This window comes from Streptomyces sp. NPDC102274 (assembly GCF_044766385.1).
GTDB lineage: Bacteria > Actinomycetota > Actinomycetes > Streptomycetales > Streptomycetaceae > Streptomyces.
In genome coordinates this window covers 51,944-65,015 of the sequence record NZ_JBIWLW010000034.1, presented here as the reverse complement: position 1 = coordinate 65,015, position 13,072 = coordinate 51,944, and the positions used below count along the sequence as shown (strand labels likewise).

Sequence of the window (13,072 nt, the reverse complement as noted above, 5' to 3'; positions counted from 1 at the left end):
TGTTTGCTATGGTTTTCCACGTCGGAACGGCCCAGGGCCGCCCGGCAGACACCTGGTCCGGGTGGCGGAATGGCAGACGCGCTAGCTTGAGGTGCTAGTGCCCTTTATCGGGCGTGGGGGTTCAAGTCCCCCCTCGGACACAAGCGATACACCCACTTATGGTGCCGGCTGATTCTCGGTCGGCACCCTTTGTGTTTCTCGGACTGTGTTTCTCGGGCGAGCGGGAAGAACGGTAGCCCGGTCGCCCGTTGGGCACCCTGCCCCGGTTCGAGGCGCGGGGTCCCTCACGAGACGCGGCTTCCTCCGCCGACATCATCGCCCCCATGCGGTCGACTGCATACAATCGTAGCCGCGACCGTAGGCTGTCGGCGACGGATCATCTCAACGTGGAGGCGTCATGGGAGACTTGAACCCCGAAGTGATTCTCGCGATGGCGGCGGCAGCGCCCGACGGTCTGGTGATCGTCGATCGTGAAGGGCTGATCCGCTACTGGAACCGGGGAGCGGAGCGGATCTTCGGCTACTCGGCGGCCGAGGTCGCTGGTCGCAATCTGGATGTGATCATCCCCGAGAAGCACCGGCAGCGCCACCTGGACGGCTTCACGACGGCCATGGCGGCCGGCACCAGTAAGTACGGGGACGACGATCTTCTGGCGGTTCCCGCGCTGACGGCGGACGGTTCGACCGTCTCCATCGAGTTCAGCGTGGTGCTGCTGTCCGACTCCGAAGGCAACGCGAGCCATGTCGGGGCGGTCATCCGGGATGTCACCGCGCGGCGGGCCCAGGAGAAGGAGATACGCCGGCGGCTGCTGGAAGCCACACCGAACCACACGGCTCCCTGAACGTACTGGCGACCGTTCGGACAGGCGCCTCCGCCTTCGGTCACGGACCCGGGCCGCCACGTCGGCCGATGCGCACCGGCGGACGGGGACGCCCGTGACGGGGCGGTCAACGCACCCGGGGCGGCGGGGGTTTGGTACCGGCCATGAGGGGCGAGCGGGCCAGTTCCACACAGCCCGCCGCGATCAGCGCGACCCCGATGAGTTCGGGCAGCAGCCACCAGCCGGAGCGCAGGCTCTCGCCGAAGAGCGTCACCCCGTACGTGATGCTGATCAGCGCGTCGCCGAGGGTGAGCATCGGCTGGGACGCGACCAGCAAGCCCGCCTGGAGTGCGTTCTGGAGCAGGAACAGCGCCCCCACCCCGGCGACCGCCGTGCCGTAGAGCTGCCAGGCGGTCAGCAGTGCGAGGACGCCGCCGCCGCCGTCGAGCCGGGACACGGCGTCCTTCATCAGCGCGGCGGTCAGCGCGTATCCGCAGGCGGCGGCGAGACCGAGGAGCGCGGCACGGGCGTTGCCGCGCAGCCGCAGCGACCAGGTGATCAGCACGGCCTCGAAGACCCCGGTGAGGATCAGGGCGGGGATCCAGGCGTGCCCCGGGACGCTCTCGCTGCCACCGCCCGGCGCGGCGGCGGCCATGCCCAGGGCGAGACCGCAGGTCACCGCCGCCACTCCCAGCCAGGCGGACCGGCCCAGCCCGACACGGAAGACACAGCTCGCGATCAGCAGGGTGGCGGGCAGCTCGATGACGAAGATCGGCTGGACCAGCGCGATCGGTCCCGTGGCGAGGGCCACCGCCTGGCACACCGCGGCCACGAGCACCAGCCCGATCCCCGCCAGCCACACCTTCTTCCGCAGCAGGTGCTTGATCAGCGAGAGACGCATCGCCTCGGTGTCGGGCACGGTGGACGCGGCGCGGCGCTGGAGCACCGAGGCGGAGCCGTTGCTGATCGCGGTCAGTACGGCGAACAGGACACTGATCACCGGTCCATCATGCGGCTGACGAGTGCCTGGGCAGCTCTCATACCGGCGCGCGGGTCCGGGCGGGGGCCGAACGAGGGACGCCGGACGAGCTGCCTCCGGCCGTTCCGGCCGGTCGGGCGGCGGGGGGCCGTGTCCGGTCACGGCGAGACCTGATCGGCCAGGTCTCGCAGCAGATCGTCCAGCGCTGTCTCCTCCTCGACGCGGAGGCGTGGAGACGCGCGTGGTGAGATACGTGAAGGGAGCGTATTCGGTCCGTGCGGGTCGGTGGGCGACGTCGATGTCGTCGCCGGTCGTTCCCCCCGTTGGCGCGGGACGGCACACCGATCGCGCTCAAGGCACCGACCGCGAAAGACACAGGCCCCGTGGCACGCAGACACCGCACCCCGCCCCTCCCGCCCCTCCCCCAGCGGGACGGGATCGATCCGGTGCGGCTCCGGCTGCCCGTGGACGAGGCGGGTGAGTGGGCGACCGTGCGGGATCATCTGGTCGCGCGGTTCGGTGATGCCATCGGGGCCGGGCGGGTCGACGCGATGTTCCGGGAGGGGCGGTTCGTCGGGGTGGACGGGCCGGTGGGGGCGGCGGAGCCGTATGCCGCGGGGCGGTACCTCTGGTTCCACCGGGACTTCGCCGCCGAGGAGCCGGTGCCGTTCGGGATCGGGATCGTGTACCGCGACGAGCGGATCGTCGTCGCCGACAAGCCGCACTTCCTGGCCACCACCCCGCGCGGACGGCATATCACCGACACCGCGCTGGCCCGGCTCCGCCGGGATCTCGGGCTGCCCGCGTTGCAGCCCGCGCACCGGCTCGACCGGCTGACGGCCGGGCTCGCGCTCTTCGTCGTACGGGCCGGGGACCGGGGCGCGTACCAGACGCTGTTCCGGGACCGGCTGATGCGCAAGGAGTACGAGGCGGTCGCGCCGTACGACCCCGCCGTGGCGCTGCCGGTCACGGTGCGCAGCCGGATCGAGAAGGAGCGCGGGGTGCTGGCCGCGCGGGAGGTCCCCGGCGAGCCGAATGCCGAGAGCCGGATCGAGCTGGTGGAGCGGCGGGGCGGGTTCGGCCGGTACCGGCTGTCGCCGGCCACCGGCCGAACCCATCAGCTGCGGGTCCATATGAACCGTCTGGGGCTGCCGATCCTGAACGACCCGGTGTATCCGGTCGTCCGGGAGGCGGCGCCCGACGATTACGAGCGGCCGTTGCAACTCCTCGCGAAGGTACTGGAGTTCACCGATCCGGTGACGGGCGAGCCGCACCGGTTCGCGAGCCGGCTCACCCTGTCTCAGTGGCCGCGCTGAATCCACTCCGCCAGCTGCGGCGCCTCGGCGCCGATGGTCGTCGTATCGCCGTGCCCCGTACGGACCACCGTCTCCGGCGGCAGACCGAGCAGCCGGTCACGGATCGAGTCGATGATCGTCGGGAAGTGCGAGAACGACCGGCCGGTGGCCCCGGGGCCGCCCTGGAAGAGCGTGTCGCCGGTGAAGACCGATGACAGCTCGGGGGCGTACAGGCAGACCGCGCCCGGGGCGTGCCCGGGGGTGTGGAGCACGGTCAGGGTGATGCCCGCGACGGTGAGCGTGGCGCCGTCGGTCAGCTCGCCGTCCGGGACCTGCTCGGGGTACGTCTGCTTCCAGAGGGGCAGATCGTCGGGGTGCAGCAGTACGGGCGCGCCGGTGGCCGCGGCGAGAGCGGGTGCCGCGTCGATGTGGTCGTTGTGCGCGTGGGTGCAGACGATGGCGCGCAGTGTACGGCCGCCGAGCGCGGTCTCGATGGCGGCGGCGTCATGGGAGGCGTCGATGACGATCGCCTCGGAGTCGTCGCCGACGATCCAGACGTTGTTGTCGACGTCCCAGGTGCCGCCGTCGAGCGAGAAGGTGCCGGAGGTGACGAGATGGTCGATGCGGACGGTCATCAGAACACCACCACGGAACGCAGGACGTCGCCTTCGTGCATCCGGGCGAACGCCTTCTCGACATCGCCGAGTCCGATGGTCTCGGTGACGAACGCGCCGAGGTCGATCCGGCCCTGCTGGTGCAGGTCGACGAGCATCGGGAAGTCGCGGGACGGCAGACAGTCGCCGTACCAGGAGGACTTGAGGGAGCCGCCGCGGCCGAAGACGTCGAGCAGCGGCAGTTCGAGCGTCATCTCGGGGGTGGGGACGCCGACCAGGACGACCGTCCCGGCCAGATCGCGGGCGTAGAACGCCTGCTTGTACGTCTCCGGGCGGCCGACCGCCTCGATGACGACATCCGCGCCGAACCCGCCGGTCAGCTCGCGGATCGCCTCGACGGCGTCGGTGGAGCGGGAGTTGACGGTGTGCGTGGCGCCCATCGCCTTCGCCGTCTCCAGCTTGCGGTCGTCGATGTCCACGGCGATGATCCGGGCCGCGCCCGCGAGGCGCGCGCCGACGATCGCCGCGTCGCCCACACCGCCGCAGCCGATGACCGCGACCGAGTCGCCCCGGCCGACCTGGCCGGTGTTGATGGCGGCGCCGATGCCCGCCATCACGCCACAGCCGAGCAGCCCGGCGACGGCCGGTGAGACGCTCGGGTCGACCTTGGTGCACTGCCCCGCCGCGACCAGCGTCTTCTCGGCGAAGGCGCCGATGCCCAGCGCCGGGGAGAGTTCCGTGCCGTCCGTCAGTGTCATCTTCTGTGCGGCGTTGTGGGTGTTGAAGCAGTACTGCGACCGTCCGCGCAGACAGGCCCGGCAGTTCCCGCACACCGCACGCCAGTTGAGGATCACGAAGTCGCCGGGCTCGACCTCGGTGACGCCCTCCCCGACCGACTCGACCACGCCCGCGGCCTCATGGCCGAGGAGGAAGGGGAAGTCGTCGTTGATACCGCCCTGCTTGTAGTGCAGATCCGTGTGACAGACGCCGCACGCCTGCACTTTCACCACGGCCTCGCCGGGACCGGGGTCCGGTACGACGATCGTCTCGACCCGCACCGGCTCGTTCCTGCCGGGGGCGACGACCCCCTGCACCTGCTGCGCCATTGCCAGGACCTGCCTTTCCTCACACCGTCACGCGCTCGAACGCTCACACACCGAACGTTCCGTCATCCCCCACTATCCCGTGCCGAAGCGCCCTCCCGTGCGGGGGCGCGTGCGGAGGCGGATATGTGTGTGTCAGGGAGCCAGTACGTCCAACTCCTCCAGGGCGCCGACGGCGATCTCCCTGGTGAGTTCCTCGGCGCGGACGGCGTCGCCCTCCCGTACCGCCTCGGCGACCTGCACATGGAGGGTCACGGCGGCCGGGTCCGGGTCGTCGAACATCACCTGGTGGTGCGTACGGCCGGCGAGGACCTCGGCGACCACATCGCCGAGCCGGGCGAACATCTCGTTGCCCGACGCGTTCAGCACCACCCGGTGGAAGGCGATGTCATGGACGAGGTACTCCTCCAGCCGCCGCCCCCGGGAGGTGGCGACCATGCCGAGCGCCTGCTCGGTGAGAGCGGCGCACTGCTCGGGCGTGGCGTGCCGGGCGGCGAGCCCCGCGGCGACCGGTTCGACCGCGGAGCGCAGCACGGTCAGCGAGCGCAGCTGACGGGGCCGGTCGGAGCCGGCGAGGCGCCAGCGGATGACGCGCGGATCGTAGACGTTCCACTCCTCGGTGGGGCGTACGGTCACGCCCACCCGGCGCCGGGACTCCACCAGATGCATGGATTCGAGGACGCGGACCACCTCGCGGACGACGGTGCGCGAGACGTCGAAGCGCCGGGCCACCTCGTCCGTGCGCACCACACCGCCCTGCGGGTACTCGCCGGCGGTGATGGCGAGGCCGAGGGTGTCCAGCACACGGGTATGCAGGCCCCGGCCTTCAGTGGTCATGGGACAACCCTACGGGGCACGGCCCCGCCAAGGTTAAGTACGACGTTTTCATCACAACCCCTTGAATAAGTCGTACCTAATGGGTTTCAGTAGCGCGAGGCCCGACGCCCGGACCGCGACGGTCCCGATACCCGGGGCTGACTGAAGCCGATGTCGAGGAAGACAGCGAGGCATGCGATGAGCACCCCCCACGTCATCGTGGTGATGGGCGTGGCAGGAACCGGCAAGACCACGGTCGGCCCCCTGCTCGCCACCGCGCTGGGCGTCCCGTACGCCGAGGGCGACGATTTCCATCCGCCCGAGAACATCGCGAAGATGTCCGCCGGTATCCCGCTCGACGACGCCGACCGTTGGCCCTGGCTGGACGCCATCGGGGCCTGGGCGCACGGCAGGGCCGGGCTCGGCGGTGTGGTGAGCAGCTCCGCGCTCAAGCGCGCCTACCGGGACCGGCTGCGGTCGGCCGCGCCGGGCGCCGTCTTCGTCCACCTCACCGGCGACCGGTCGTTGATCGAACACCGGATGTCGGAGCGCAAGGGGCACTTCATGCCCACCGCGCTGCTGGACTCGCAGTTCGCCGCCCTGGAGGAGCTGGGCGCGGACGAAGCGGGCGTGGCCGTCGATGTGTCCGGTACCCCCGAGGAGATCGCCGAGCGGGCCGTCGCCGCACTGCGGAGGACTACGTCGGGCTGAGCGTCGGCCGGACGCTGAAGAGGCGGGTCACTCCTCTTTCCAGCGGGGGTGCTCCCGCTCCGCCCACGCGCGGTCCACCGAGCCGGTGCGCATCCCGCGCCGCGCCTGCGGATCGCCGTACGCCATCCCGATGTGCCCGACGAGCACGACGCCGATGGCCAGGGCCAGCCAGTCGTGGATGAACGTGGCGCTCGTGCGCCACAGGACCGGCGCGAGGCCGGTGAACCACATGAGCAGACCGGTGCCGAGCATCACCAGCACGGCGCCCGCGATCCACCCCGCGTAGAGCTTCTGCCCCGCGTTGAACTTGCCCGCCGGGCGCGCCTCGGGACGGGCGTCGCGCCGCCGTACCGCGCCCAGCCACTCCTTGTCGTACGGCAGGAACCGGTTGAGCCGACGCAGATCGGCGCGCAGAGCGCGGGAGACCAGGCCGAGCAGGAGCGGGACGGGCAGCAGCAGCCCCGACCACTCGTGGAGCGTGACGACGAGAGCGCGGCGGCCGACGAGTTCGGCGAGCTGGGGTACGTAGAGACAGGCCGCGGTCGCCACGCACAGCAGCATCAGCGCGCCGGTGACGCGGTGCACCCAGCGCTCCGCCCGGCTGAAGCGCCGTATCCGGCCGGCCTCGCCGGGAGCCGGGGGCTCAGACGGTGGGGGTGTCGCCTCGGCCGTTGGACCGGCCGACCCAGGCATCGACGTCATAGCCGCGCTCCTCCCAGTAGCCGGGCCTGACGTCGGAGGTGACGGAGATCCCGGAGAGCCACTTCGCCGACTTGTAGAAGTACATCGGCGCCACATAGAGCCGGACCGGACCGCCGTGGGCGTGCCCGATCGGGGCGTCCTTCATCCTGAGCGCCACCATCACATCGGCGCGGCGGGCCTGCTGGAGGGTGAGGCTCTCGCTGTACGTGCCGTCGAAGCAGGTGAAGCGGACCGCCCTGGCATCGGGCCGTACCCCGGCCGCGTCGAGGAGCCGCGAGAGCCGCACGCCCTCGAAGGGGGTGTGCGGGACGCGCCAGCCGGTGACGCACTGCACATCGTGCACGACCCGGGTCTGCGGCAGCGCGCGCAGCGCGTCGAGGGTGTAGGCGGCGGGCCGGTCGACCAGTCCGTCGACCGTCAGCCGGTAGGTGTCCGGGCCCTTGCGGGGCACGGAGGCCGCGACCGAGTAGTAGCGGAAGCCGCCGCCGTTGGGCAGCAGTCCGGTCAGACCGGTCGGGTCCTTGTCCGCGGCCGAGCCGAGGAAGGCTTCGAGACCGCGCTGGAGATACGGCGCCGTGACGAGTCCCGCGGCGCCGAGGCCGAGCATGGAGAGCACCAGGCGCCGTCCTACCGGCGCGCCCTCGGCCTCATTTGATTGATGGGTCACTTATTGAGGAGAACACCCGCGGCCCCGTGAAGCCAGGGACCGCGGGTGATCGTCATACTTTCGTCAGGAGCGTGCCACTGTCCGCCTCTCGGCGGGTCCGTCACGGCGGTCCGTCACGGCGGGTCCGTCACACCGTGCCCGCCCGTTACCTGACGGCTTTCGCGGCCGCCCGGCCCGCCGTACGGCCCGAGAAGATGCAGCCGCCGAGAAACGTGCCTTCCAGGGAGCGGTAGCCGTGGACGCCACCGCCGCCGAAGCCGGCGGCCTCGCCCGCCGCGTAGACGCCGGGCAGCGGTGCGCCCGCGGCGGTGAGGACGCGGGACGACAGATCGGTCTCCAGCCCGCCGAGCGACTTACGGGTCAGGATGTTCAGCCGTACGGCGATCAGCGGGCCCGCCCCGGGGTCGAGCAGGCGGTGCGGGGCGGCCGTACGGATCAGCTTGTCGCCCAGATACTTCCGGGCGCCCCGGACCGCCATGATCTGGAGGTCCTTGGTGAAGGGGTTGGCTATCTCGCGGTCGCGCGCGATGATCTCGCGGCGCAGCCCGTCCTCGTCGATCAGCCCTTCCCCGGTCAGGGCGTTCATTCCGCGCACCAGCGCGCTCAGGTCCTTCTCCACGACGAAGTCGGCGCCGTTGTCCATGAACGCCTTCACCGGTCCCGGGACATCGGCGCGCGCCCGCCCGATCACCCCGCGGACCGACTTCCCGGTCAGATCGGGGTTCTGCTCGGAGCCCGAGAGCGCGAACTCCTTGCCGATGATGCGCTGGTCGAGGACGAACCAGGTGTACTCGTGGCCGGAGCGCATGATGTGTTCCAGCGTGCCGAGCGTGTCGAAGCCGGGGAAGAGCGGTACGGGCAGCCGCCGGCCGCGCGCGTCCAGCCAGAGGGAGGACGGGCCGGGCAGGATACGGATGCCGTGCCCGGCCCAGATCGGGTTCCAGTTCGCGATGCCCTCGGTGTAGTGCCACATCCGGTCCCGGTTGATGTGCCGGGCGCCCACCGCCTCCGTGATGCCGAGCATCAGTCCGTCGACATGCGCGGGGACGCCGGAGAGCATCGTGCGCGGCGGCGTGCCGAGCCGCTCGGGCCACTGGGCGCGTACCATCTCGTGATTGCCGCCTATGCCGCCCGAAGTGACGATCACCGCCTGCGCCTTGAACGCGAAGACGCCGGTGGCCGTACGGCTGCTCGCGGTGCCGCGCGCGGCCTCGCTCGGCTCCAGGATCTCGCCGCTCACGGTGTCCACCACGCCCGCGGTGGTGGCCAGGGCGGTGACGCGGTGCCGGAAGCGGAACGTCACGAGCCCCTTCGCGACTCCCGCGCGCACCCGCCGTTCGAACGGCTCGACCACTCCGGGCCCGGTGCCCCAGGTGATGTGGAAGCGCGGCACGGAATTGCCGTGTCCGGTCGCGTCGTACCCGCCGCGCTCCGCCCAGCCCACCACCGGGAAGAACCGCATCCCCTGCCCGTGCAGCCAGGCCCGCTTCTCGCCCGCCGCGAAGTCGACGTACGCCTCGGCCCACTTGCGCGGCCAGTGGTCGTCCTCGGGACGGTCGAATCCCGCCGTGCCGAGCCAGTCCTGCAGGGCCAGTTCCCGGCTGTCCTTGATCCGCAGCCGGCGCTGCTCGGGCGAGTCCACGAGGAACAGCCCGCCGAAGGACCAGTGCGCCTGTCCGCCGATCGACCGCTCGGGCTCCTGGTCGAGGACGATGACGGAGCGGCCCGCGTCCACCAGCTCGGCGGTGGCGACCAGGCCCGCGAGCCCCGCCCCGATCACGATCACATCAGCGTCGTACGCCATGACTGCCATCCTTCACGGGCGGGATCGGTGAGGTCCTGTACGGGTGGTCCGATCTTCCGTACGCGCGAGTAACGCGTCAACTGGTTGGATGGTGTTCATGAGCGCTGCTGACGAGATCCTGGACATCGTCGACGAGGACGACCGCGTCGTCGGGCGGGCGCCACGCGGTGAGGTGTACGCGCGCGGCCTGCGCCATCGCGGCGTCCTCGTGCTCGCGCGGGACGCGGAGGACCGCGTCTTCGTCCATCGCAGAACCCCGGTGAAGCTGATCTTCCCCTCGCTGTACGACATGTTCGTGGGCGGTGTCGTCGGCGCGGGCGAGAGCTATGACGAGGCGGCGCTGCGGGAGGCCGAGGAGGAGCTGGGGGTGTCGGGGCTGCCCCGGCCCGTACCGCTGTTCACCTTTCTGTACGAGTCGGCGGACGGGACCGGGAGCTGGTGGTCGCGGGTGTACGAGGTGCGCTGCACGCTGCCGGTGCGTCCGCAGACGGAGGAGGTCGCCTGGTACGGCTTCCTCCCGGAGCCGGAGCTGGAACGCCGGGTCGCACAGGAGCCGGGCGGCTGGGAGTGGGTACCGGACGGGCTGGCGGCGTACGAGCGGCTCCGCGCGCTCCGCGCGTAGGGTGCGGCACGTGAGCGACTTTCTGCGCGGCATGCGGCTGTGGTTCACGCCCCGGCGTGTCGCCGACGAGGGCGAGACCCCCGACTACCGCTTCTCGCTTGCCAATGAGCGCACCTTCCTGGCCTGGATCCGTACGGCGCTCGCGCTGGTGGGCGGCGGGTTCGCGGTCGATCAGTTCCTGCCGGACCTGCGCTGGGGCGTACGGGTCGGGCTCGCGGTGGCGCTGCTCGCGGCGGGCGCGCTGTGCGCGCTGCGCGCGGTCAATCACTGGGTGCGGTGCGAGCGGGCGATGCGGCGCAAGGAGGATCTGCCCGTCTCCGCCTTTCCGACGCTGCTGAGTCTGGCGGTGGGTCTGGTCGCCGTCACGATGCTGGTCATCGTGGTGCTGGGGCGGGCCGGCTGATGACCGCACCGGCCGGGGACGGGGACGGGGACGGGAACGGGGCTCCGGTCAGGGATCCGGGGCTCCAGCCCGAGCGGACCCGGCTGGCCTGGCGGCGTACGACGCTCTCCTGCACGGTGGTCGCCGTGCTCGCGGCCCGGCAGGCGGTCCATGGCGGCGCCACGGCCGCCGGGCTGGCCGGCGCCGCGCTCAGCGCCCTGGTCTGGCTGGCCTTCCTGGGTGTGGCACACCGCCGCGCGCTGGCACTGGACGCCGCCGCGCCGGGGCCGCTTCCGCTGCGCGCGGCGATCGCCACGGCGGGCTGCACGGTCCTGCTGGCCCTGTTCGCGGTGGCGGTACTGGCCTGAAGATCGGGGCGGTGCGGTACGGGCCCGACGGTACGGCGGCGCCCCCTGGCACGCCCTCAGCTGGCAGGCTCGGAGCGTCCGTTCACTCGTGAGCCAAGGGGCCCCGATGCCTGCCACCGATCCGTATCTCGTCCGACTGGCACCCGAGGTGCACGCCTATGTCCAGCCGGACGGCGGCTGGTGCCTCAACAACGCCGGTTTCGTCAGCGACGGGGAGACGACACTCCTCATCGACACCGCCGCCACCGAGCGTCGCGCGCTGCTGCTGCGCGAGGCGATCCTGACGACCGGCGTCCCGCTCCCGCGTATCGTCGTCAATACGCACCACCACGGTGATCACACCTACGGCAACGGCCTGTTCGTGCCCGAGGCCACCGTCCTCGGCCATGACGCCTGTCGCGAGGAGCAGTCCGCCGCCGGCCATGAGCTCGGGCTGGCCTGGCCGGGGAAGGATTTCGGCGCCATCCGGATCACGCTCCCGACCGTGACCTACCGCGACCGGCTGACCCTCCATGTGGGCGGGACCGAGGCGCGGGTGATCCACCCGGGTGTGGCGCACACCCGGGGCGACTCGGTCGTGCACCTGCCGGAGCGTGGCATCGTCTTCACCGGCGATCTGGTCTTCCAGGGCGGTACGCCGTTCATCGCCGCGGGCTCGCTGCGCGGATCCCTGCGGGCGCTGGATCTGCTGCGTTCGCTGGACGCGAGTGTCGTCGTACCCGGGCATGGTCCGGTCACCGACCCGTCGGCGTTCGACGCGACGGAGGAGTATCTGCGATACGTGACCGATCTGGCCCTGGAGGGCCACACCAAGGGCCTCACCCCGCTGGAGACGGCGCGCACGGCCGATCCCGGGAGGTTCGCCGCGCTGCGGGAGAGCGAGCGGCTGGTGGGCAATCTGCACCGGGCGTACGCCGAGCTGGACGGGCTGCCCGAGGGCTCGCCACTGGACCCGGTCACCGTCTTCACCGACATCGCCGCGTTGAACGGCGGCGCGGTCCCGGCCTGCCACGCCTGACCGGTCCCGGGGTCCGGCACCGGCCGGTCCAGGTCTCGGGACCGGCCGGTCCAGGACCCCGGCACTGGACGACATACCGACTGGTCAGCATCATGAGTCATCGGTATCGGCCCCGACCACCCACGGAGGTACGCACGATGAGCCCAGTCCCCCCGCCAGGACTCGATCCCGAGCAGTTGCGCGGCCATCTCGACCGCGCGCTCCCCGGCCTGGTGAGCGGACCGCTCGACGCGGCGCTGATCGAGGGCGGCCGGTCGAATCTGACGTACACCGTCACCGATTCCGCCGATCCCGCCCATCGCTGGGTGGTCCGCAGACCGCCGCTCGGTCATGTGCTGGCCACCGCGCACGACATGAGGCGCGAGTACCGCGTGATCGAGGCGCTGCATCCGACGGCCGTGCCGGTGCCCGAGCCGCTGCTGCTCTGCGAGGACGAGTCCGTGCTCGGCGCGCCCTTCTACGTGATGGAGTACGTGGCGGGCACCGCGTACCGTACGGCCGAACAGCTCGCCCCGCTCGGCCCCGAGCGCACCCGCGCCGCCGTTCTGGCGCTGGTCGACACGCTCGTCGAGCTGCACGCCGTCGATCCCGTGGCGGTCGGGCTCGGCGACTTCGGCCGCCCCGACGGCTTCCTCGACCGGCAGCTGCGCCGCTGGGGCAAGCAGCTCGACGCCTCCCGCGCCCGGGAGCTGGCCGGTATCGACGAGCTGCACGCGGCCCTCGGCCGGTCGCTGCCCGTCTCCCCCGCGCCCACCGTGATCCACGGCGACTACCGGCTCGACAACGTCCTGCTCGGTGAGGACGACCGGATCAGGGCCGTACTGGACTGGGAGATGTCCACGCTCGGCGATCCGCTCACCGACCTGGGGCTGCTGGTGATGTACAGCAAGCCCCTGGAGCTGACGGGGTCCCCGATCAGTACGACGGCCGGGGCCGTGGGCCATCCCACGCCCGCCGAGCTGATCGAGCGGTACGCCGCGGGCTCGGGCCGGGACACCTCGGCGATCTCCTGGTACACGGCGTTCGCCTGGTTCAAGCTCGCCGTGATCCTGGAGGGCATCCACTACCGCTACACCCTGGGCCGGACCGTGGGACCCGGCTTCGACCGGATCGGCGCTCTCGTACCCGTCTTCATCCAGCACGGCCTCACCACCCTCCAGGAAGGCTGAGT

Annotated in this window: 15 protein-coding genes and 1 tRNA gene; 9 read left to right on the top strand and 7 right to left on the bottom strand. The window is 71.5% G+C overall.

Features of this window, described 5'->3' with window-relative positions:
- Positions 1-55 precede the first annotated feature (55 nt).
- Together ACIRQP_RS33505 and ACIRQP_RS33500 are read left to right on the top strand one after the other, a co-directional pair.
- Positions 56-140, top strand: a tRNA-Leu gene (locus ACIRQP_RS33505).
- A gap of 257 nt (positions 141-397) precedes the next feature.
- Positions 398-841, top strand: coding sequence for a PAS domain-containing protein (locus ACIRQP_RS33500; protein WP_403896971.1), 444 nt, complete (start codon positions 398-400; stop codon positions 839-841).
- A gap of 106 nt (positions 842-947) precedes the next feature.
- Here ACIRQP_RS33500 and ACIRQP_RS33495 read toward each other — a convergent pair whose 3' ends face one another.
- The gene (locus tag ACIRQP_RS33495; RefSeq protein ID WP_403896968.1) at positions 948-1,820 is read right to left on the bottom strand and encodes a DMT family transporter; all 873 of its coding nucleotides are present in this window, start codon (positions 1,818-1,820) and stop codon (positions 948-950) included.
- A gap of 362 nt (positions 1,821-2,182) precedes the next feature.
- Between ACIRQP_RS33495 and ACIRQP_RS33490 the strand changes: the two genes are divergently transcribed.
- Positions 2,183-3,115: an RluA family pseudouridine synthase gene (locus ACIRQP_RS33490; protein ID WP_403896966.1), complete on the top strand. Its 933-nt coding sequence runs from the start codon at positions 2,183-2,185 to the stop codon at positions 3,113-3,115.
- Here the strand turns inward: ACIRQP_RS33490 and ACIRQP_RS33485 are convergent.
- The 3 genes from ACIRQP_RS33485 to ACIRQP_RS33475 all read right to left on the bottom strand — a co-directional run bounded on the left by ACIRQP_RS33485 (position 3,100) and on the right by ACIRQP_RS33475 (position 5,648).
- Positions 3,100-3,729: an MBL fold metallo-hydrolase gene (locus tag ACIRQP_RS33485; RefSeq protein ID WP_403896963.1), complete on the bottom strand. Its 630-nt coding sequence runs from the start codon at positions 3,727-3,729 to the stop codon at positions 3,100-3,102. The two genes, ACIRQP_RS33490 and ACIRQP_RS33485, sit on opposite strands and share 16 nt — an antisense overlap.
- On the bottom strand, positions 3,729-4,814 hold the full coding sequence (locus tag ACIRQP_RS33480) for an S-(hydroxymethyl)mycothiol dehydrogenase (protein ID WP_403896960.1): 1,086 nt from the start codon (positions 4,812-4,814) through the stop codon (positions 3,729-3,731). The genes ACIRQP_RS33485 and ACIRQP_RS33480 overlap by 1 nt, the downstream gene beginning before the upstream one ends.
- A gap of 132 nt (positions 4,815-4,946) precedes the next feature.
- Positions 4,947-5,648, bottom strand: a complete 702-nt coding sequence (locus ACIRQP_RS33475; RefSeq protein WP_403896957.1) for a FadR/GntR family transcriptional regulator — start codon at positions 5,646-5,648, stop codon at positions 4,947-4,949.
- A gap of 177 nt (positions 5,649-5,825) precedes the next feature.
- On the opposite strand from ACIRQP_RS33475, the gene ACIRQP_RS33470 reads away from it, so the two are divergent.
- Positions 5,826-6,338: a gluconokinase gene (locus tag ACIRQP_RS33470; RefSeq protein ID WP_403896954.1), complete on the top strand. Its 513-nt coding sequence runs from the start codon at positions 5,826-5,828 to the stop codon at positions 6,336-6,338.
- A gap of 27 nt (positions 6,339-6,365) precedes the next feature.
- On the opposite strand, the gene ACIRQP_RS33465 is transcribed toward ACIRQP_RS33470, so the two are convergent.
- The 3 genes from ACIRQP_RS33465 to ACIRQP_RS33455 all read right to left on the bottom strand — a co-directional run bounded on the left by ACIRQP_RS33465 (position 6,366) and on the right by ACIRQP_RS33455 (position 9,511).
- The gene (locus ACIRQP_RS33465; protein ID WP_403896952.1) at positions 6,366-7,040 is read right to left on the bottom strand and encodes a cytochrome b/b6 domain-containing protein; all 675 of its coding nucleotides are present in this window, start codon (positions 7,038-7,040) and stop codon (positions 6,366-6,368) included.
- A complete protein-coding gene (locus tag ACIRQP_RS33460; RefSeq protein ID WP_403897045.1) occupies positions 6,982-7,647 on the bottom strand; it encodes a molybdopterin-dependent oxidoreductase in 666 nt (221 codons plus the stop codon). The genes ACIRQP_RS33465 and ACIRQP_RS33460 overlap by 59 nt, the downstream gene beginning before the upstream one ends.
- 205 nt (positions 7,648-7,852) lie before the next feature.
- The gene (locus tag ACIRQP_RS33455) at positions 7,853-9,511 is read right to left on the bottom strand and encodes an FAD-binding dehydrogenase (RefSeq protein WP_403896949.1); all 1,659 of its coding nucleotides are present in this window, start codon (positions 9,509-9,511) and stop codon (positions 7,853-7,855) included.
- Positions 9,512-9,608: 97 nt separating this feature from the next.
- On the opposite strand from ACIRQP_RS33455, the gene ACIRQP_RS33450 reads away from it, so the two are divergent.
- From ACIRQP_RS33450 to ACIRQP_RS33430, 5 genes are all read left to right on the top strand, one after another.
- The gene (locus ACIRQP_RS33450) at positions 9,609-10,133 is read left to right on the top strand and encodes an NUDIX domain-containing protein (RefSeq protein WP_403896946.1); all 525 of its coding nucleotides are present in this window, start codon (positions 9,609-9,611) and stop codon (positions 10,131-10,133) included.
- A gap of 31 nt (positions 10,134-10,164) precedes the next feature.
- The gene (locus tag ACIRQP_RS33445) at positions 10,165-10,536 is read left to right on the top strand and encodes a YidH family protein (RefSeq protein WP_403897042.1); all 372 of its coding nucleotides are present in this window, start codon (positions 10,165-10,167) and stop codon (positions 10,534-10,536) included.
- Positions 10,536-10,883: a DUF202 domain-containing protein gene (locus ACIRQP_RS33440; protein ID WP_403896943.1), complete on the top strand. Its 348-nt coding sequence runs from the start codon at positions 10,536-10,538 to the stop codon at positions 10,881-10,883. The genes ACIRQP_RS33445 and ACIRQP_RS33440 overlap by 1 nt, the downstream gene beginning before the upstream one ends.
- Before the next feature lie 106 nt (positions 10,884-10,989).
- Positions 10,990-11,901: an MBL fold metallo-hydrolase gene (locus ACIRQP_RS33435; RefSeq protein ID WP_403896941.1), complete on the top strand. Its 912-nt coding sequence runs from the start codon at positions 10,990-10,992 to the stop codon at positions 11,899-11,901.
- A 137-nt stretch (positions 11,902-12,038) separates the two neighbouring features.
- Positions 12,039-13,070 carry a phosphotransferase family protein gene (locus ACIRQP_RS33430; RefSeq protein WP_403896938.1) on the top strand — a complete coding sequence of 344 codons (1,032 nt, stop codon included), beginning with the start codon at positions 12,039-12,041 and terminating at the stop codon, positions 13,068-13,070.
- Positions 13,071-13,072 lie beyond the last annotated feature (2 nt).